This is a genomic window from Dactylosporangium fulvum (genome assembly GCF_025137375.1).
In the GTDB taxonomy this organism is placed as follows: domain Bacteria; phylum Actinomycetota; class Actinomycetes; order Mycobacteriales; family Micromonosporaceae; genus Dactylosporangium; species Dactylosporangium fulvum.
Map to the genome: position 1 here is coordinate 5,980,034 of NZ_CP073720.1, position 18,566 is coordinate 5,998,599.

The 18,566-nt window shown below is 71.7% G+C and carries 18 protein-coding genes; 6 read left to right on the forward strand and 12 right to left on the reverse strand.

The window, feature by feature from the left end; translation table 11 throughout:
* Window positions 1-59: 59 nt before the first annotated feature.
* The 3 genes from Dfulv_RS28045 to Dfulv_RS28055 all read right to left on the reverse strand — a co-directional run bounded on the left by Dfulv_RS28045 (window position 60) and on the right by Dfulv_RS28055 (window position 2,845).
* Window positions 60-350, reverse strand: a complete 291-nt coding sequence (locus Dfulv_RS28045) for a hypothetical protein (protein WP_259856499.1) — start codon at window positions 348-350, stop codon at window positions 60-62.
* 183 nt (window positions 351-533) lie between these two features.
* Window positions 534-2,150 carry a methyl-accepting chemotaxis protein gene (locus Dfulv_RS28050; RefSeq protein WP_259856500.1) on the reverse strand — a complete coding sequence of 539 codons (1,617 nt, stop codon included), beginning with the start codon at window positions 2,148-2,150 and terminating at the stop codon, window positions 534-536.
* Between the two features lie 314 nt (window positions 2,151-2,464).
* Complete coding sequence (locus Dfulv_RS28055) at window positions 2,465-2,845, reverse strand: DUF5997 family protein (RefSeq protein ID WP_259856501.1); 381 nt, start codon at window positions 2,843-2,845, stop codon at window positions 2,465-2,467.
* Between the two features lie 58 nt (window positions 2,846-2,903).
* Between Dfulv_RS28055 and Dfulv_RS28060 the strand changes: the two genes are divergently transcribed.
* Window positions 2,904-3,611 (forward strand): LysR substrate-binding domain-containing protein, encoded by a 708-nt coding sequence (locus tag Dfulv_RS28060; RefSeq protein WP_259856502.1) that lies wholly within the window; start codon window positions 2,904-2,906, stop codon window positions 3,609-3,611.
* A 45-nt stretch (window positions 3,612-3,656) separates the two neighbouring features.
* Here the strand turns inward: Dfulv_RS28060 and Dfulv_RS28065 are convergent, their stop codons facing one another.
* From Dfulv_RS28065 to Dfulv_RS28085, 5 genes are all read right to left on the reverse strand, one after another.
* A complete protein-coding gene (locus Dfulv_RS28065) occupies window positions 3,657-4,670 on the reverse strand; it encodes a sulfate/molybdate ABC transporter ATP-binding protein (protein ID WP_259856503.1) in 1,014 nt (337 codons plus the stop codon).
* Window positions 4,667-5,512 (reverse strand): sulfate ABC transporter permease, encoded by an 846-nt coding sequence (locus Dfulv_RS28070; RefSeq protein ID WP_259856504.1) that lies wholly within the window; start codon window positions 5,510-5,512, stop codon window positions 4,667-4,669. Before Dfulv_RS28070 ends, Dfulv_RS28065 begins: the two co-directional genes overlap by 4 nt.
* Entirely contained in the window at window positions 5,505-6,248 is a 744-nt protein-coding gene (gene cysT, locus Dfulv_RS28075; protein WP_259856505.1) for a sulfate ABC transporter permease subunit CysT, read from the reverse strand. The genes Dfulv_RS28070 and cysT overlap by 8 nt, the downstream gene beginning before the upstream one ends.
* Window positions 6,249-6,349: 101 nt before the next feature.
* The gene (locus Dfulv_RS28080) at window positions 6,350-7,375 is read right to left on the reverse strand and encodes a sulfate ABC transporter substrate-binding protein (protein ID WP_259856506.1); all 1,026 of its coding nucleotides are present in this window, start codon (window positions 7,373-7,375) and stop codon (window positions 6,350-6,352) included.
* 63 nt (window positions 7,376-7,438) lie between these two features.
* Window positions 7,439-7,894: an RrF2 family transcriptional regulator gene (locus Dfulv_RS28085; protein WP_319805698.1), complete on the reverse strand. Its 456-nt coding sequence runs from the start codon at window positions 7,892-7,894 to the stop codon at window positions 7,439-7,441.
* 327 nt (window positions 7,895-8,221) lie between these two features.
* On the opposite strand from Dfulv_RS28085, the gene Dfulv_RS48615 reads away from it, so the two are divergent.
* The 3 genes from Dfulv_RS48615 to Dfulv_RS28100 are packed head-to-tail and all read left to right on the forward strand — an operon-like array spanning window position 8,222 to window position 10,562.
* Window positions 8,222-9,019, forward strand: a complete 798-nt coding sequence (locus tag Dfulv_RS48615) for a MerR family transcriptional regulator (RefSeq protein WP_319805699.1) — start codon at window positions 8,222-8,224, stop codon at window positions 9,017-9,019.
* 15 nt (window positions 9,020-9,034) lie between these two features.
* The gene (locus Dfulv_RS28095) at window positions 9,035-9,964 is read left to right on the forward strand and encodes a hypothetical protein (RefSeq protein WP_259856508.1); all 930 of its coding nucleotides are present in this window, start codon (window positions 9,035-9,037) and stop codon (window positions 9,962-9,964) included.
* Window positions 9,965-9,971: 7 nt separating this feature from the next.
* On the forward strand, window positions 9,972-10,562 hold the full coding sequence (locus Dfulv_RS28100; RefSeq protein ID WP_259856511.1) for a hypothetical protein: 591 nt from the start codon (window positions 9,972-9,974) through the stop codon (window positions 10,560-10,562).
* 90 nt (window positions 10,563-10,652) lie between these two features.
* Here the strand turns inward: Dfulv_RS28100 and Dfulv_RS28105 are convergent, their stop codons facing one another.
* Genes Dfulv_RS28105 through Dfulv_RS28115 form a run of 3 tightly spaced genes read right to left on the reverse strand, consistent with a single transcriptional unit; the run spans window position 10,653 to window position 13,447 of the window.
* A complete protein-coding gene (locus Dfulv_RS28105; RefSeq protein WP_259856513.1) occupies window positions 10,653-11,402 on the reverse strand; it encodes an SDR family oxidoreductase in 750 nt (249 codons plus the stop codon).
* A 10-nt stretch (window positions 11,403-11,412) separates the two neighbouring features.
* Window positions 11,413-12,015, reverse strand: coding sequence for an NADPH-dependent FMN reductase (locus tag Dfulv_RS28110; RefSeq protein WP_259856514.1), 603 nt, complete (start codon window positions 12,013-12,015; stop codon window positions 11,413-11,415).
* Entirely contained in the window at window positions 12,008-13,447 is a 1,440-nt protein-coding gene (locus Dfulv_RS28115) for an MDR family MFS transporter (RefSeq protein WP_259856515.1), read from the reverse strand. The genes Dfulv_RS28110 and Dfulv_RS28115 overlap by 8 nt, the downstream gene beginning before the upstream one ends.
* Window positions 13,448-13,526: 79 nt before the next feature.
* On the opposite strand from Dfulv_RS28115, the gene Dfulv_RS28120 reads away from it, so the two are divergent.
* Window positions 13,527-14,288 carry a TetR/AcrR family transcriptional regulator gene (locus tag Dfulv_RS28120; RefSeq protein WP_259856516.1) on the forward strand — a complete coding sequence of 254 codons (762 nt, stop codon included), beginning with the start codon at window positions 13,527-13,529 and terminating at the stop codon, window positions 14,286-14,288.
* A 257-nt stretch (window positions 14,289-14,545) separates the two neighbouring features.
* Complete coding sequence (gene ileS, locus Dfulv_RS28125) at window positions 14,546-17,662, forward strand: isoleucine--tRNA ligase (protein WP_259856517.1); 3,117 nt, start codon at window positions 14,546-14,548, stop codon at window positions 17,660-17,662.
* A gap of 87 nt (window positions 17,663-17,749) precedes the next feature.
* Here ileS and Dfulv_RS28130 read toward each other — a convergent pair whose 3' ends face one another.
* Window positions 17,750-18,538, reverse strand: coding sequence for an inositol monophosphatase family protein (locus Dfulv_RS28130; protein ID WP_259856518.1), 789 nt, complete (start codon window positions 18,536-18,538; stop codon window positions 17,750-17,752).
* Between the last annotated feature and the right edge of the window lie 28 nt (window positions 18,539-18,566).

Genomic DNA, 18,566 nt, shown 5'->3' on the forward strand with positions numbered 1-18,566 from the left:
GGACCGGTCGGATCGCCGTCTGCATGATCAGCGCCGGCACGGTATCGGCCGGGCACCGATCACCGCGAGCGGTACACCTGATACCGCAGGTCAGCGGCGTAACCGCGCCCGGTCACCGCCTCGATCACCGCCCAGATGAAGTCCTCGTCCGGCCCCCACTCGGGTATCTCCACCCCGGCCTCGACGGGCAGCGGTGTCCCTTCGTCGACAACGGTCTCGCCCTCGCTGGAGACGAACTGCCGGGTCTCGGCTCCGCCCTCGAACAGCGTGAACGCGTAGGTGCTGGCGACACTGGAGAACACGACCGACAGCCCTGCCGCTGGAGGCCGGCAGGCCGGCGCGAAGGTCATGGAAGGATCCCAGACCTGGGTCCAGCCGCCGGCTTCGGCCGCGAACAGCACCCCGTCCGGCAGCCCGCTGGTGGCCTCGTCGGCGGCAGCTTCCTGGCCGTGCGGTTCGTCAGCACACCGAGCCGGCCGACGGCACAGACCGCCCGGTCGTGATTCCCGGGCTGCCGGCCGCTTCCCGCGGGTTCAGACCCTGAACTGGCCGACCAGGCCGCGCAGTTCGCGGCTCATCGCGGACAACTCCTCCGCGGCGGTCCGCGTGTCCTCCACCCCGCCGGTGGTGATCTGGGCGGCGGCCGAGATGCTGGAGATGTTCTTGGCGATGTCGGCCGAGCCCGCGGCGGCCCGGGAGATGTTGCGGCTCATCTCGTCGGTGGTGGCGGTCTGCTCCTGCACGGCCGACGCGATCGTGTTCTGGTAGTCGCCGAGCCGGCCGGTGATCTCGACGATCTGGTTGATCGCGTCGGTGGCGGCCGCCGTGTCGGCCTGGATGCTCTGTACCTTCACCGCGATGTCCTCGGTGGCCCGCGCGGTCTCCTGAGCCAGCTCCTTGACCTCGCTCGCGACGACCGCGAAGCCCTTGCCGGCCGCACCGGCCCGGGCCGCCTCGATGGTGGCGTTGAGCGCGAGGAGGTTCGTCTGCTGCGCGATATCGGTGATGACCTTGACCACGTCGCCGATCTGCCGGCTCGACCCCGAGAGCCGGCCGATCATGTCGAACGCCGACTGGGTCAGCTCGGTGGTCTGCCCGCCGACCTGTGCCGCCTCGGCCGCGGTGCCGGAGATCATCTGGATCGAGGCGCTCATCTGCTCCGCGCCGGTCGCGACGGTCTGCACGTTGTCGGACACCTCGTCGGCGGACGCCACGATCAGGCCGGACTGTGCCGACGTCTGCTGCGCGCCCGCCATGATCCGGGTCGAGGTTTCGGTCAGCCGCTCGCTGGCGGTCGCGACCGTGGTGGCCGACCCGCTGATCGCCCGTACCGTCGTGGCGATCTTGTCGACGAAGGTGTTGAACGCCCGGCTGACGGCGGTGAACTCGTCGTTGCCGCTGACCACGAGCCGGCGGGTCAGGTCGCCCTCCCCCTCGGCGATGTCCGCGAGCCGGTCGCCGATGGCCCGCAGCGGCCGGATGACCGACAGCGACAGCGCCACCGCCAGCACGATCGACAGCACGAGCGCCGCGCTGCCGACGAGGCTCGCCAGGCGGATGGTCGTGCTCGCCGACGACACGGCGGCACGCTCCGCGCGGGCCGCCTCCTGCTTCGCGGAGGCCAGCAGGAAGTCGACGTTGTCGGCGATCGTCTGGTAGACCTCGAGGGTCTCGCCGACGACGAGGTCGTTCGCGTCGGCGGTCCGTGCGGGCGTGCCGGCCCGGTAGGCGGCGATGACCTGGTCGTCGAGCGCGACGTACTGCGTGTAGGCGGCGCGGATCGCCTGCACGGCGTTCGTCTGGCTCGCCGACAGCGGCAGGCGCGCCATCGCGTCGATCTCGTCGCTGAGGTCTCGCATCGCCTGCAGGAACGCCGCCCGGGTCTCGGCGGTGTCCGAGGCGGCGTCGGGCGCGCCGCGGACGATGTCGAAGGCGTAGCCGGCCTGCCAGCCGGAGACGTCGGTGATCCGGTACTTCAGCTGTTCGGCCGCGCCGAGCTGGGCCTGCGCAGCGGAGAGGTCCTCGGCGGTCGCGCGGGTGCCGCGGGCCGAGGTTATGGCGGTCACCCAGATGGCGACCACACACAGCGAGACGATGAGAAATCCGACCGCCAGCCGCGTTGCGACCCGCGTTCGCCGGAGTGTGTTCATCACCGAGCCTCCTGACCACCCGTCGGGCACCCTCCGGCCCTATCGGCGGCACGGGCACGACCCGAAGGAAAACGGCCGAGCGGGTGGTCACCGCATCCGGAAACCGGCCCGGCACGGCTGCGGGGCCCGCCCACGACCCGGCGGAAGTGCGGGCGCGGCGCGGCGTGCGGCTGCTGCATCCTCCCACCGCGACAACCCGGCACCCGGTCCCGACTCGTCCAGGTTGTGTGTCGAGCCGCGACCGGACGCACTCCGCACGTTTACGCCCGCGGCAGCTCGTCGACGGCCTCCCCGGCGGGTCCGGGTCGGTGCGCTCAGCCGGCCTGTTCGCGTCGTTCCTGCAGCTGCCGCTGCTCGCGGCGCACCTCGGCGAACAGCTCCCGCTCGCGCACCAGCCACTCCGGCTGGTCGGCGGCGAGGGCGGCGATCTGCTCGGTCGTGAGCGCCTCCGTGATGCCCGCGCGGGCGAGCGCGCTGTTGGACACCCGCAGCCGCGCGGCGACGACGTTGCGCGGGTGGGGACCGTTGCGGCGCAGGTCGACGAGCCACTGCGGCGGGTTGCGCTGCAGCTCGTCGAGCTCGTCCCGGGACACCAGACGCTCCTGGAACTCCCGCGGGGTGGCCGGCAGATAGACGTCGAGCTTCGACGCTGCCGTGGCGGGCTTCATCACCTGGGACTGCTTCGGCTTGCTCACCCGGTCAGGGTAGCGGCCGGGCTCCGGTACGCTGACAAGGTCCCACGCCGGAGGTGCAGTGTCCGTCACCGACGATCCCCGTCCCGCGATGTTCCGGCTGCTGGTGGTCCCCGGCGTGATCGTGGACCGGTGGAGCCGCACGTGGTCGCAGCGCCTGCCGGAGACCGTCCTGGAGCTGGTGCCCGCCGAGGCCGCGGACGCTCCCGGGCTCATGCCCTCGCACGCCGACGCCGGCCTCGTCCGGCTCCCGGTCGACCGCGACGCGCTGCACGCCATTCCGCTCTACACCGAGACGACGGTGGTCGTGATGCCGCGCGACCACCTGCTCACCGCGGCCGACGAGCTGACCACGGCGGAGCTCGCCGAGATCGGTGAGCCCCTGCTGCGACCGCTCGACGAGGTGCTGCCCCGGACCGAGGAGCCGCCCGCACCCGAGGACCGCCCCGCGACGACGGCCGCCGCCGTCGAGCTCGTCGCCGCCGGTGCCGGGCTCCTCGTCGTGCCGCAGTCCCTGGCCCGGTTGCACCACCGCCGCGACCTCACGTTCCGCGTCGTCACCGACGCCCCGGTGTCGTCGGTCGCGCTCGCGTGGCCGCGCGACGGTCACACCGACCTGGTCGAGGAGATGATCGGCATCGTCCGGGGCCGGACCGCGAACAGCACCCGTGGCCGCCCCCAGCCGCAGGCGGCGCCGGAGCGGCCCGCCCGGAAGCCGGCGGGCGGCGCACGCCGGGCCGGCCCGCACCCGCGCCGACGCGGCCGCTGACGCCGGCCTGAAGCCCGGCCTCACGACGGGCCCGCACCCGGCGGCTCACTGCGCGGTCGTGGCGAGATCCTCCTCCAGGCCGGCTGGCTGACCGGTCACCGCGGTCGTGGTGGGGCTGCCCGGCGTGATCCGCAGGTGCACCGTGGCGTCGACGTCGATCCCGAGCGCGAGGAACTCGTTGCGGGTGAGCGTCACGACGACGGTCTGGCCGGCGGCCGTGGCGACCTCGACGCGGATCTCGAAGCCGATCCGCGTGATCCGGGTGACCCGCCCGCCGACGTCGTCCGGGCCGGCGGCGCCGGTGCTGATCTGCAGATCGTGCGGGCGCACCAGCTGATCGCCCAGCTGGGTCACCGGGCCGAGGAAGCGCATGACGAAGTCGTTGGCCGGCCGGTCGTACAGGTCGTCCGGCGACCCGATCTGCTCGATGCGCCCCTCGTTGATCACGACGATCTCGTCGGCGACCTCGAGGGCCTCCTCCTGGTCGTGGGTGACGAACACGGTGGTGACGTGCACCTCGTCGTGCAGCCGGCGCAGCCAGTCGCGCAGTTCCTTGCGGACCTTGGCGTCGAGGGCGCCGAACGGCTCGTCGAGCAGCAGCACGGTCGGCTGCACCGCCAGGGCGCGGGCCAGGGCCATGCGCTGGCGCTGCCCGCCGGACAGCTGCGCGGGCAGCCGGTCGCCGAACTGCTCCAGGTGCACGAGCTTGAGCAGCTCGTCGACGCGGCCGGCGATCTCGTCCTTCGGCCGTTTGCGGATCTGCAGGCCGAAGGCCACGTTGCGGCGCACCGACATGTGCTTGAACGCCGCGTAGTGCTGGAACACGAAGCCGACGTTGCGCTTCTGCGGCGGCAGGTCGGTCGCGTCGATGCCCTCGATCTCGACCCGGCCGCTGTCGGAGCGCTCCAGCCCGGCGATGATCCGCAGCAGCGTCGACTTGCCGCCGCCGGACGGGCCGAGCAGGGCGGTGAGCCGGCCCGACGGGATGCTGACCGACACGTTGTCGAGCGCGACGAAGTCCCCGAAGCGCTTGCTCACGCCTGCGATCTCGATGCTCACCGGTCTTCTTCTTTCGGGCGGAGGACGGACACGACGATGATGGCGGCGACGGCGACCAGGGCGAGGAGGAAGGCGGTGGCGTACGCGCCGCCCTTGTCGAAGTTCAGGTACTTCTCCTCGACCACGAGCGTGGCCGTGCGGGTGAGCCCGAGCACGTTGCCGGACACGACCTTGACCGCGCCGAACTCGCCGAGCGAACGGGCGAGGCTCAGCACGACGCCGTAGGTGATGCCCCACTTGATCGCGGGCAGGGTGATCCGGCGGAAGGTCTGCAGGGCGTTGGCGCCCAGGCTGCGGGCGGCCTGCTCCTGCTCGTCGCCGATCTCCTCCAGCACGGGGACGACCTCGCGGATCACCAGCGGCAGGGCCACGAACACGGTGGCCATCACCATGCCGGGCTCGGCGAAGATGATCTGGAGGCCGGCGCTCTCGACGGTCGGCCCGAACCAGCCGGTACGACCGCCGTAGACGAGCACGAGCGAGAGGCCCACGACGATGGGCGACACCGACAGCGGCACGTCGAGCAGGGCGTTCAGCAGGCGTTTGCCGGGGAATCGGTACCGCACCAGCAGGATCGAGATGCCGACGCCGAACACCGTGTTGATGATCACGGCGATGACCGCGATCTCGACCGACAGGTGCAGCGCGTGGATGATGTCCGGGTCGGTCAGGATGCCCCGGAGGTCGTCGAAGCCGTTCTTGAAGGCGTTCTGCCCGACCAGGTAGACCGGCCACGCCACCAGGAAGAACAGGTAGGCGATGACAACCAGCCGGAGCCCGTAGGCGAGCGGCCCGCGGCGGCGGGACCAGGCCTTGGTGGTGGTCGAGGAGCGGTCAGCCACGGCGCACCGTCCTTCGCTGGATCAGGTCGAGCACGACGATGACGGTGAAAGAAATGACGAGCAGGACCGTCGCCACCGCCGCCGCGTTCTCCAGGTTGTCGTTCTCGATGCTGCTGAGGATGCGCACCGAGGTCACCTCGGTCCGCATCGGGAGGTTGCCGGAGAGCAGGACCAGCGAGCCGTACTCGCTGACGCCGCGCGCGAACGACAGCGCGGCCCCGGCGGTGATGGCCGGGGTCAGGCTCGGCAGGATGATCCGCCAGAAGATCGTGAACCGGCTCGCGCCGAGCGAGGCGGCGGCCTCCTCGACCTCGAGGTCGAGCTCGGCGAGGACGGGCTGCACGGTGCGCACGACAAACGGCAGCGTCACGAACAGGAACGCGAGAAAAACCGCGATCCGGGTGTTGGCGATGTCGATGCCCAGCGGGCTGGCCGGGCCGTAGAGCGACAGCAGCACCAGGCCGGCGACGATGGTCGGCAGCGCGAACGGGATGTCGATGAGCACCTCGAGCACCCGCTTGCCGAAGAACCGGTCACGGACCAGCACCCAGGCGATGAGCGTGCCCATCACGACGTTGACCACCGTGACCAGGAAGGCGGTGCCCACGGTGAGCCGGATCGACGCCGCGGTCTGCTCGTTGGTGATCGCATCCCAGAACGCGCCGAAGCCGTCCGCGGACGCGGTGGCGACCACGGCGGCGAGCGGGATGAGCACGAGCAGGCTGAACCACAACATCGCAACCCCGAGCCCCAGACCGGAGACTCGGGTGAGCGGTTGCCCGGCCCGGGCCGACCGGCGGTTGCCCGCCGATCGGCCCGGGGTGACGGTCGCTGACGTCACTTGGCTTTACCCGACGCTGCGATGATCTTGACGACGATGCCTTCCTTCTCGTCGAAGAACTTCTTGGACAGCGCCTTCCAGCTCTCGAAGTCCTTGGTGACGGTGAGCAGCTTCTTCGGGGCCGGGAAGGGGCTGCTCTCGTCGATGGCGCCCTTGACGCCGGTGGTGTCGACGCCCTCGATGATCGGGCGGAAGCCCTTGAGGGCGAACTGGCGCTGGCCGTCCTTGCTCAGGACGAAGTCCAGCCACTCCTTCGCCTTCGGGTTGGCGTTCTTGAGCACCGCGCCGGGGTTCTCGATGAGAATCGTGGTGTCCGGAAGCACCCAGTCGAGCTCCTCGCCGCTCTGCCGGGCCAGGATGGTCTCGTTCTCGTAGGCCAGCAGCACGTCGCCGGTGCCGCCGAGGAAGGCGGTGGTGGCGTCACGACCGCTGTTGGGCAGGGAGACGACGTTCGCGAAGAGCTTGGTGAGGTACTCGGTGGCCTGCGCGTCGGTCCCACCGTTGGCGGCGATGTGGCCCCACGCGGCGAGCGCGTTCCAGCGCGCGGCACCCGAGGAGGCCGGGTTCGGGGTCACGATGCCGATGCCCGGCTTGATCAGGTCGTCCCAGCCCTTGATGTTCTTGGGGTTGCCCTTGCGCACCGCCAGAACCACGACCGACGACGACACGATGCCCTTGTTCGACCCGCCGGCCCAGCTCTGGTCGACCAGGCCCGCGTCGACCAGCCGGGTCACGTCGCTACTCACCGAGAAGTGCACGTAGTCGGCCTTGAGGCCGGCCACCACCGCACGGCTCTGGTCACCCGAAGCGCCGTAGGAGGTCTGGAACTTCACACCCTTGCCGGCCGGGGTCTTGTTCCACTCCGCGGCGATGGCCTTGTTCGCCGCCTCGGGCACCGCGTACCCGACGATGTTGAGCGTCACCACGTCGCCGCTCGAGGCGGCACTACCCCCCGCGCACGCCGACAGCAATAAGCCGGCGACGATCGTGAGAGCGGCGGTCGCTCTGATCCGGTACTTCATGGGGAACCTGTCCTCCTGGGGTCGGGGTTGCGCAATTCCGGGGGATGACTGCCGGGCAGTCGGCTATGCAGGAACCTCGTCGGCCAGCAGATCCGCGAGTGTGGCCTGGTCGACGACGTTGGTGATGGCGGTGTCGACGGAGACCCAGACCCGGCGGAGGCCTCGGGAGACGCCGTCGTAGGTGGCCTGTTCGGTCGGCAGGCCACGGACCGTCGTGAGTGCACCGTCCATGGCGCGCAGGACGTCGCCCACCGTGATGGTGGCCGCCGGGCGGGCGAGACCGTAGCCCCGCTCGGCCCCGCGGTGGCTGATCACCAGCCCCGCTCGGCGCAGCTCGAGCAGGATCGCCTGCAGGGAGCCAATCGACATCTGCTCGCTTTCAGCTAGCTGCGGTGCGGTGACGCGGCCGGGTTCGGCCGCGGCGATGACGAGCATCGCCCTCATGGCGTAGTCGGCGCGGCCGGAGATGTGCACGACGGTGTGTCCGATCAGGTCGACCGCGCCCAGGAGCCACCGCAAACCGCGGTCACTCCGTGGCCCAGTACACTTAATCTATCTAGTAGATCTAGTTGGTAGGAATACTGCAGTACTCCGGCACCGACAGTCAAGCGGGGAACACCGGAGGGTGTGTGTGCACCGCAACACCGCCGCGTGGACCCCGGATCCGAGGTCACCCCTGACGGCTCGAGTGTGAGCGTTAACACCGCACCGACACGAAGACCCCACCCGCGACGGCCCGCCGGCCTGGAGTCGACCAGCTTCCCCGGGCACTGCCTGCGGCACAGCAACTTCGAGCGGCCCGGCCCGGCTTGACCTCGCCCCAAGGGCACGGCGCAGACTCGGGCCGTGGAGAGGAAGCAACTGCGGGCGGGCGAGTTCGGAGCGGCCGCGCGACTGTCACCGAAAGCACTGCGCCTGTACGCCGAGCAGGGCCTGCTCGTGCCGGCGAGCGTCGACCCCGCGACCGGCTACCGCTGCTACAGCCCCGATCAGTTGCCACGCGCCCGGCTCATCGCCCGGCTGCGCCGGCTCGGGCTGCCACTGACCCGCATCGGCTTCCTGGCCGACCTCACCCCGGAGGCCCGCGTGCTCGAGCTGCGCGGGTGGCTGCACGCCCAGCGCAGCCTCTTCGACCAGCGGGCGGCGGCGGTCGACGCGTTGCAGTGGTCCGGCGAACACTCCGAGCTCACCGATGCCGTGGCGCTGCGGGCGGTACCGGGGACGAAGGTGCTCTGCCGGATGCGCCACGTCGACTCCACCGCCTTGCCGGACCTGATCCGCACGGCCGAACGGGACATCCGCCGGCACTTGCGGGCCTCGGGACTGCGGGACGACGGCGCGCGGCTCGTGTGCTTCCAGGATCTGGTGACGCCGGACAGCGAGGGCCCCGTCGAGGTGGCGGTGACGTACGACGGGAGCGCCGAACCGGCCGACGACCTGTACATCCGGCTCGTGCCCGCACACACCGCGGCGTACCTGCCCGTGCCCGCGGGGTACGAGGACTTCCCGCGGATCCTGCGGGTCTACGACGCGGTGGAGACGTGGACCGACGCGCAGCCGGGCGTCACGTGCGTCAGCCACCCGTACGAGATCTCGCCGGGCACCGGCGCGCCCTTCGACGTCGCGTACCCCGTCGCTCACTGACCGAAAGGGCTTCACATGCGCCATCTCGCCTACGTGGGCAACGGACCGTACTGCTACGCCAATTCCTTCGCCATGCTCCTCGGCCCGCGAGCCCCGTCGACCGCCGTGATCGAGGTCGCCACCGGCGGCTCGTTCGGCATGCAGCTCGTCGGCGGCACGACCGTCTTCTTCGACGCCTACGGCTGGAACCCCGAGACGGGCTTCGACCAGGCGCTCAACGCGATCGGCTGGACCTCGGACGTCAGCAGCGGCGGCGGCACCGGCGAGGCGCTCGCCCGCCTCGCCGCGGCGGCCGCGGACGGCCCGGTGTGGGCCGGCCCGCTCGAGATGGGCCACCTGCGCCACCAGCCCGAGATGACCGGGCCGATCGGCGCCGACCACTACGTGGTCGTGCTCGACGTGGACGACGATCGGGTGCTCGTCCACGACCCGCAGGGATTCCCCTACGCCGAGGTGCCGGTCGGCGACTTCATGACGGCCTGGCGCGCGGAGACCGTGGACTACGGCGAGCCGTACACGATGCGCACCGGATTCGAGAAGGTCGCGGACGTCACCGACGCCGACGCGATCCGGTCCGTCGTCCCGGCCGCGATCAAGTGGCTGTCCATGCGTACCGACCTGGAGATGCCGCCCGGCAGCCTCGGCAACGGCGAGGCCGCGGAACGGGTCGCCGACCTGATCGAGGCCGGCGCCGGCGACGGACTGCGTGAGCACCTGATCTACTTCGCGATCCGGGCCGGCGCACGCACGCTCAGCGACACCGCCGACTGCCTGCTCCCGGCCGGACATCCCGATGCCGCGGACGTCGCCGCGACGCAGGCCCGGCTCGTCGGCTCGCTGCAGCACCCGATGGTCACCGGGGACCTCCCGCGGGCAGCGGCCGCGCTCCGTGAGCTCGCACCCACCTATGACCAGCTGCGCGACGTCCTGGTCCGTGGCCGATAATCGGCCGATGGACAAAACCGGATACCTCGCCCGGATCGGTGAACTGACCGAGCCGGGCGAGCGGGTGCTGGCCCATGCGAAGGCCACGGTCGCCGGCGGGGTCACGCCTCCCCCACCGCCGGATCCCGCCCCGGCACCGGCGTCCGGCCCGATCTCTCCCGGGGCGGTGGTGCTCAACCTGGTCGACCCGCTGGTCAGCTCGGCGCGCGGCGACCGGCTGGTGGACCGGATCGTCTGGGGGGTCGCCGGTCGCGGCGCTCCCGGCTCGGCCGCCTCCCGGCTGCACCGGGCGGTGCAGCCGGACCCGGCCCTCCATGACATCGTGCTCGCCGTGACCGACCGGCGGTTGCTGGCCTGCCTCACCGGTCCGCTCAAGCTGCTGTCGAGCCGCGACGACGACGCGCGGGCGGTAGCCGAGATGCAGGTCGCCTGGGCGGCGCCACGGTCCGGGGTGGCGGCGGCCCGGGTCGGCTGGCACCGGCTCAACCCGAAGCGGCTGCGGATCGTGTTCACCGACGGTTCGTGGCTCGCCTTCACCGTGCCGATCGCCGAGTCGGGCCGGCCGCTCCGGACGGTCGCCGCCGCCCTGGCAGACTGAGCGTCATGCCGAACCCTCCCCTGGGCGGCAACTTCCGCCGGGTCGCCGCCCAGGTGTGGCGGTAGGTCCTCGCGCGACCGGACGACCTGGCTACAGCAGCGTGCCGCCGGAGACGTCGATCCATTGGCCGGTCACCCACCGGCTGTCGTCCGAGGCGAGGAAGGCCACCGTATCGGCGACGTCCGCGGGTACGCCGACCCGGCCCATCGGTGACAAGGATGACAGCCAGGCCAGCGCGTCGCCGACGAGCCGGCCTTCGTGCATGTCGGTGTCGACGACACCGGGTGCCACGGTGTTGACGGTGATGCCGCGAGGGCCCAGTTGTTTGGCGAGCATCGTGGTGAGCACGTCGAGCGCGCCCTTGGACATGGCATACGTGACGGATGCGGGCATGGCGGAGCCGCGGGTCAGCATCGTGCCGATGTTGACGATCCGGCCGCCGTCCCGCAGCCGGCGCAGGCCGTGCCGGGTGACGAAGAACGGGGCCCGGGTGTTGACGGCGAAGATCTCGTCGTAGGCGGCTGCGGTCACGTCCTGGATCTGCGCCGGGACGCCCAGGATCGCGGCGTTGTTGACGAGGATGTCCAGGCCGCCGGCCTGCGTGTCGAACGCGGCCCACAGCGTCTCGGCGTCCCCTGGCGCGCCGAACCGGGCGTGGACGGCGAACGCCTGCCCGCCGTCCGCTTCGATGGCGGCGACGGTCTCCTTCGCCGCCGCCTCGTTGCTGCCGTAGTGCACACCGACGCGGGCACCGTCGCGGGCGAGCCGCTGGGCGATGGCCCGGCCGATGCCCCGGCTGCCGCCGGTGACGAGCGCGGTCCTGCCGGCGAGTGTCGTCATGTCAGGCCTCTCAGCGTGCCGAGCCCATGGCCCGGTAGGGGGACGTGGCCCTGGCGTGCCTGAGGGCTCGTGCCCACCAGGCCACCTGGTCGAGGAGGGTTTTGGCCGCCGCGGCGGGCCGCTGCGGGTCTTTGGGCCGGCCGTCGCCGTCGAACTGTTCCCAGACGTTGTGGAAGCTGACCGTGTCCCGGGTGGTGACGGCGTGCAGTTCGGCGAAGACGGCGCGCAGGTGCTCGACCGCGCGCAGGCCGCCGGACATCCCGCCGTAGGAGACGAACGCGACCGGCTTGGCGTGGAACTGGGTGTGGTGCCAGTCGATGACGTTTTTCAGCCCGGCCGGATAGCTGTGGTTGTACTCCGGGGTGACGACGACAAACGCGTCGGCGGCGTCCAGGCGCGGGGTCAGCTCGCGCAGCGCCGCCAGTACCTCCGATGGCGGCGCCATCGTCGGGGCGGCCGAGCCGATCGGCACGCCGGCCAGGTCGACGAGGTCGACCAGGACGTCGGTGCGGTGCGCGGTCTCGCCGACGAACCAGTCGGCCACGGTGGGGCCGATCCGGCCGTCGCGGACGCTGCCGAGGATGACGGCAAGCTGGAACGGGTGCTCAGACAAGGGTTTCCTCCAGAACAGGTGCGGGTGCGGGTTGTTCCCGCAGCGGTGTCTCGTGGATGAGCCAGGCGAGGGCGAACGCGACCACACCCAGGGCGGCACCGGCGAGGACGACGGCGTGCACGCCGCTGGTGACCGCGGCGTGCACGGCGCCGGTGGTGCCGCCGCGGTCCCCGAGCGTGTCCCGCAGCCGGTCCGCGTAGAGGGCGCCGAGCCCGGCGGCGCCCAGGGAGGCGCCCATGGTGTGCCAGAGTGTGACCGACCCGCTGGCCGATCCCATGTCACGGGGCGGTGCGCTGTTGATCGTGATGATCGTCGTGCTCTGCATCAGCAGGCCCACGCCGGCGCCGACGAGCAGCGTCAGCGCCGACGCGAGCGCGACGCCGGTGCCCGGCCCGAGCAGGAGCAGCACGAGCATGCCGCCGGTCAGCAGCGCGCCGCCGAGGATCGGGTAGGCGCGGTAGCGGCCGGTACGGCTGATGAGCTGGCCGCTGCCGATCAGCACCACGACCATGCCGAGCATGGCCGGCAGGATCAGCATGCCGCTCGCGGTCGCCGACGCCCCCTTGACCAGCTGCATGTACTGGGGCAGGAAGGTGGCGGGCACCATCATCCCGGCGCCGGCGAGGAACCGCAGGACCTGGGCGAGGGTGAAGTTGCGGTTGCCGTAGAGCCGCAGCGGGACGACGGGTTCGGCCGCGCGCCGCTCGACGGCGACGAACGCCGCCAGGGCCCCGGCGCTCACGACGGCCAGGAGCACGATCGGCGCGGAGACCCAGGCGTAGCGGTTGCCGCCCCAGCTCGCGAGCAGGCTCAGCGCGACGAGTGCGACGGTGAGCAGCAGGACGCCCGGGACGTCGATACGGGCCTTGGTCCGTTGCCGCGAGCCCGGGACGGTGGTCGCGATCAGCAGTACGGCGACGAGGCCGACCGGGAGGTTGACGTAGAACGTCCACCGCCAGCTCAGGTGGTCGGCGAACAGGCCGCCGAGCAGCGGCCCGGCGATGAAGGCGACGGGCATCATCGCGCCGAACAGGCCCATGAGCCGGCCGCTCCGGCGGGGCGGCACCAGCTCGGCGATGAGCGCGAGGGCGCCGACCATGAGGCCGCCGCCGCCGAGGCCCTGCACCGCCCGGAAGCCGATGAGCTGGGTCATGTCCCGGGCCGCCCCGGACAGCGCGGAGCCGAGCAGGAACAGCACGATCGCGGCGAGGTAGACCCGCTTGCGGCCGTACAGGTCGCCGAGTTTGCCCCAGATCGGGGTCGCCGTGGCCGTGGCGACCAGGTATGCCGTCACAACCCACGAGAAGTGCTCCAGACCGCCGAGGTCCGCCACGATCACCGGCAGCGCGGGCCCCAGCATCATCCCGTCGAGCGGGGCCGTGATCATGCCGAGCACCACCCCGGCCAGGCCCACATACAAAGATCGACTCACGGTCGCTCCAATCGCGTACATCGTACTCGAAATGCACGCTAGCCTTTCGGGTACGATGTACGCAAGAAAGGGAGGTGTGATGTCCGCCGCCGAGCAGCAGGTCAGCATCTGGATGCAACCGGAGAACGTGGAGCGGTCCGGGCCGGGCCGGCGACCCGGATACAGCCGGGCGCAGATCGTCGAGGTCGCCGTCCGGATCGCGGACGCGGAGGGCATCGACGCCGCGACGATGCGCCGCATCGCCCAGGAGATGGGCACCGGTGCCATGTCGCTGTACCGGTACGTGCCGAAGCGCGACGACCTGATCGACCTCATGCTCGACGCGGTGCTCGGCGAGATCGACCTGCCCGAGCGCGCCAGTGGCGACTGGCGGGCGGACCTCTCGCTCGTGGCCCACCGGACCCGCGGGGTCGGCCTGAGCCACCCCTGGCAGGTCGCCCTCGCCCGGCGCCCCACGCTCGGCCCCAACTCGCTGCGGGTCTACGACTTCATGCTCGGCGCACTCGACGGGTTCGGCCTCCACATCGACGAGATGACCAGCCTGAGCGGCATGGTGAGCGACTACGTCGCCAGCGCGGTCCGCGACGAGATCGGCTGGCTCGACCACGCCCGGCACACCGGCATGGACCGCCGGCAGTGGATGGCCGAGTACGTCGGGCCGTACGTCCGGCGCGTCGTCGAGTCGGGGAAGTACCCGATGTTCAACCGCACGATCCGCGAAGGGCGGCTCTCCCACATGTCGCCCGACGCGCGCTTCCGGTACGGGCTCGACCACGTGCTCAACGGCATCGCCGCCGCCCTGCCCGCGTCGCCGGGCGGACCGGACACGGACCTGTTGTAGCATTGGCCGCGCGAGGCGTTGATGGGGACGAGTAACGCCGGACGCAGCCCGAAGCGACCCGGGGACGGTGGAAGCCCGGGGGCGTGCCCGGCGCGAAGATCACCCCGGAGCCGCCGGAAGAAAGGCCTCACCGAGGCCGAGTAGAGCCGGCCGCAGCGAATGAGCGGGCCGCAGAGCATGTGCGGTCAAGGAGGGTGGTACCGCGGGGTCATGCCTCGTCCCTCCGTTGGTGAGTGAGCCCGACGGAGGAACGACGGATGTACCGACCCGTGCCGGCGCAGGTGGACCTGCCCGCCCTTGACCACGAGGTGCTGCACTTCTGGCACGCCAACAGCGTCTTCGCGCGCAGCCTCGAACAGGGCGAGGGCCGGCCCGACTGGATCTTCTACGAGGGACCGCCGACCGCGAACGGGATGCCCGGCACGCACCACATCGAGGCGCGGGTGTTCAAGGACCTTTTCCCGCGGTACAAGACCATGAAGGGCTTCCACGTCCCGCGCAAGGCCGGCTGGGACTGTCACGGGCTGCCGGTGGAGCTGGCGGTCGAGAAGGAGCTCGGCTTCACCGGCAAGCAGGACATCGAGGCGTACGGCATCGCCGCGTTCAACGCCAGGTGCCGCGAGTCGGTCACCCGGCACACCGACGCGTTCGCCGAGCTGACGGAGCGCATGGGCTACTGGGTCGACATGGACGACGCGTACCGGACGATGGACCCCGGCTACGTCGAGTCGGTCTGGTGGTCGCTCAAGCAGATCTTCGACAAGGGCCTGCTCGTCGAGGACTTCCGGGTCGCGCCGTGGTGCCCCCGCGACCAGACCGCGCTGTCGTCGCACGAGCTCGACCAGGGGTACGAGAAGGACGTCGACCCCTCGGTGTACGTCCGTTTCCCGCTGACCTCGGGACCGCTGGCCGGGCAGGCGTCGCTGCTGGTCTGGACGACGACCCCGTGGACGCTGGTCTCGAACACGGCCGTCGCGGTGCACCCCGAGGTCACCTACGTGGTGGCCACCGACGGCGCCGAGCGGATCGTGGTCGCCGACGCGCTCGTGGAGGAGGCGCTCGGCGAGGGCTGGAGCCGGACCGGGCAGACCTTCACCGGCAAGGAGCTGGAGCGCTGGGCGTACCGGCGGCCCTTCGACCTGATCGACGTGCCGGACGCGCACATCGTCATCCTCGCCGGCTACGTCACCACCGACAGCGGCACCGGGCTCGTCCACCAGGCGCCCGCGTTCGGCGCGGACGACCTCGCCAGCTGCCGCGCGTACGGGCTGCCGATGGTCAACCCGGTGCGCCCCGACGGCACGTTCGCCCCCGAGGTGCCACTGGTCGGCGGGATGTTCTTCAAGGCCGCCGACGCCCCGCTCGTCACCGACCTCCGGTCGCGGGGCCTGCTGTTCCGGGAGCTGCGCTACGAGCACAACTACCCGCACTGCTGGCGCTGCCACACCCCGCTGATCTACTACGCGCAGCCGTCCTGGTACATCCGCACCACCGCGGTCCGCGACGAGCTGCTGCGCGAGAACGAGCGCACGAACTGGCACCCCGAGACGATCAAACACGGCCGCTACGGCGACTGGCTGACCAACAACGTCGACTGGGCGCTGTCGCGGGCCCGCTACTGGGGCACGCCGCTGCCCGTCTGGCGCTGCCCCGAGGGGCACCTCACCTGCGTCGGCTCGCTCGCCGAGCTCGGCGACCTGACCGGCCGCGACCTGACCGGCCTGGACCCGCACCGACCCTTCATCGACGAGGTCACCTTCGCCTGCCACTGCGGCGCGACCGCCACCCGGGTGCCCGACGTGATCGACGCCTGGTACGACTCGGGCGCGATGCCGTTCGCCCAGTTCGGTTATCCGCACAAGAACAAGGAGCTGTTCGAGCGCAGCTATCCCGCCCAGTTCATCTGCGAGGCCATCGACCAGACCCGCGGCTGGTTCTACACCCTGATGGCCGTCGGCACGCTGGTCTTCGACCGGTCCTCGTACGAGAACGTCCTCTGCCTCGGGCACATCCTGGCCGAGGACGGCCGCAAGATGTCCAAGCACCTGGGCAACATCCTCGAACCGATCCCGCTGCTGGAACAGCACGGCGCCGACGCCGTGCGCTGGTACATGGCCGCGGCCGGCTCCCCCTGGGCAGCCCGCCGGGTCGGCCACAACACCCTGCAGGACGTCGTCCGCAAAACGCTGATGACGTACTGGAACACGGTCGCGTTCCAGGCGCTCTACGGCCGTACGGCCGGCTGGTCCCCGTCGTCGTCGGACCCGGCGCCGGCGGACCGGCCGGTCCTCGACCGGTGGCTGCTCTCCGAACTGAACGTCCTGGTGCGCAAGGTGGACGAGGCGATGGCCGCGTTCGACACCCAGGAGACCGGCCGGCTGCTCGCCGCGTACGTCGACGACCTGTCCAACTGGTACGTACGCCGCAACCGCCGCCGCTTCTGGCGCGGCGACCCGGCGGCGCTGGCGACCCTGCACGAGGCGCTGCGCACGGTGACCCTGCTGCTCGCCCCGATCACCCCGTTCGTCACCGAGAAGGTGTGGCAGGACCTGGTCGTGCCGGTCGAGCCGACGGCCGCGCCGTCGGTGCACCTGGCGGCGTACCCGGAGCCCGACGAGGCCCTGATCGACGCCGGGCTGGACGAGCGGATGACGCTGGTCCGGCGGCTGGTCGAGCTGGGCCGCACCGCCCGCGCCGAGTCGGGCGTGAAGACCCGCCAGCCCCTGGCCCGCTCGCTCGCCTCGGCCCAGGGCTTCGACACCCTCGGACCGGAGCTGATCGCCGAGATCGCCGCCGAGCTCAACGTCGCCGCCGTGCTGCCGGTCTCCGCGTCCGGCGACTCGCTGGTGGACACGACCGCCAAGGCGAACTTCCGCCCGCTCGGCAAGCGCTTCGGCAAGGCCGTGCAGGACGTCGCCAAGGCGATCGCCGCCGCCGACGCGGCCGCGCTCAAGCGGGACCTCGCCACCGGCACCGCCACGGTGACGGTGAACGGCGAGCCGGTGGAGCTCAGCGCGGACGAGGTGTTCATCACCGAGACACCGCGCGAGGGCTGGGCGGTCGCCTCGGAGGCCGGCGCGACCCTGGCGCTGGACCTGCACCTGACGCCCGAGCTGCGCCGGGCCGGCCTGGCCCGCGACGCGATCCGGCTGATCCAGGAGGCCCGCAAGTCCAGCGGCCTCGAGATCACCGACCGCATCGAGCTGCGCTACGCCGCCACGGCCGAGGAGACGGCCGCGGCCCTGGAGGAGCACCGGAGCCTGGTCGCCGAGGAGGTGCTCGCCACCAGCTTCGGTCCGGGCGAGCCCGGGTGGGACGCGAAGCCGCACGAGGACGAGGGCCTCGGCCTGACGTTCTGGCTCCGCCCCGCCTGACGCCGCTGCCTGACGTCACTGCCTGACGCCACGCCGGTCAGCGCTGATGCGACGGCCGGCGCGGCGTCGGTCACGGCCGCTCGACGCTCACGACCAGCCGGCTTCGACGAGGGACAGCAGTGCCGCGTGGGTCTGCGTGTCCGCGGCGACGAGCAGCCCGCCCACGCCGGTGTGCAGGGGCTGGCCGCGCAGGCCGGTCACGATGCAGCCGGCGGCGCGGCACACCGCGAGACCCGCCGCGAAGTGGACGCTGTCGCGCAGGTCGCCGTCGGTGAGATACGCGGCCCGCCGGCCGGCCGCCACCCACGCCACCGCGAGCGTCGTCGACAGTACCCTCGGCCGGAACCGTGCGCCGAAGCCCGGATCGCCCAGCAGGCGGGTGGCCTGGAACGCGGGCGCGTTCGGGAACGGCGGGTCGAGGTTGACGTCGACCAGCCGGGAGTCGGCCGTCGGCGTGAGCGGCTCGTCGACGCCGTCGCGGCGGACGTACGCACCGTCGCCGGCGGTCCAGAACACCTCTCCCGCGAACGGATCCGCCGACGCCGCAGCCGTCACCGCACCGCCGTCGCGCAGTGCCACGTTCACCGCGACCAGCATGCTGCGGACGGCGTAGTTCAGCGTCCCGCACAGCGGGTCGACCAGCCAGGTGCGGTCGGCGTCGCCGGTGCGGCCGGTCTCCTCGCCGAGCACGGCGTCGTCGGGCCGCGCGGCCCGCAACACGTCCAGGATCGCCCGCTCGGCCTCGACGTCGGCCGAGGTGGCGAAGTCGCCGCCGCCCTTGCCGAACCGCTCCAGCTCGGTGCCGTGCTTCGCCCGGACCACGGCAGCGCCCGCCTCCGCGGCGGCCACCGCCAGATCCCCGTCCGTCATCCCCATGCCGTCGACCCTAACGATGGGCGGATCC

Excerpts from the sequence above, each read along its gene's own strand:
- Dfulv_RS28045 (WP_259856499.1), bottom strand. The coding sequence starts at position 350 with ATGACCTTCGCGCCGGCCTGCCGGCCTCCAGCGGCAGGGCTGTCGGTC.
- ileS (WP_259856517.1), top strand. The coding sequence starts at position 14,546 with ATGTACCGACCCGTGCCGGCGCAGGTGGACCTGCCCGCCCTTGACCAC.
- Dfulv_RS28105 (WP_259856513.1), bottom strand. The coding sequence starts at position 11,402 with ATGACGACACTCGCCGGCAGGACCGCGCTCGTCACCGGCGGCAGCCGG.
- Dfulv_RS28095 (WP_259856508.1), top strand. The coding sequence starts at position 9,035 with ATGCGCCATCTCGCCTACGTGGGCAACGGACCGTACTGCTACGCCAAT.
- Dfulv_RS28130 (WP_259856518.1), bottom strand. The coding sequence starts at position 18,538 with ATGGGGATGACGGACGGGGATCTGGCGGTGGCCGCCGCGGAGGCGGGC.
- Dfulv_RS28120 (WP_259856516.1), top strand. The coding sequence starts at position 13,527 with ATGTCCGCCGCCGAGCAGCAGGTCAGCATCTGGATGCAACCGGAGAAC.
- Dfulv_RS28100 (WP_259856511.1), top strand. The coding sequence starts at position 9,972 with ATGGACAAAACCGGATACCTCGCCCGGATCGGTGAACTGACCGAGCCG.
- cysT (WP_259856505.1), bottom strand. The coding sequence starts at position 6,248 with ATGTTGTGGTTCAGCCTGCTCGTGCTCATCCCGCTCGCCGCCGTGGTC.
- Dfulv_RS28050 (WP_259856500.1), bottom strand. The coding sequence starts at position 2,150 with ATGAACACACTCCGGCGAACGCGGGTCGCAACGCGGCTGGCGGTCGGA.
- Dfulv_RS28080 (WP_259856506.1), bottom strand. The coding sequence starts at position 7,375 with ATGAAGTACCGGATCAGAGCGACCGCCGCTCTCACGATCGTCGCCGGC.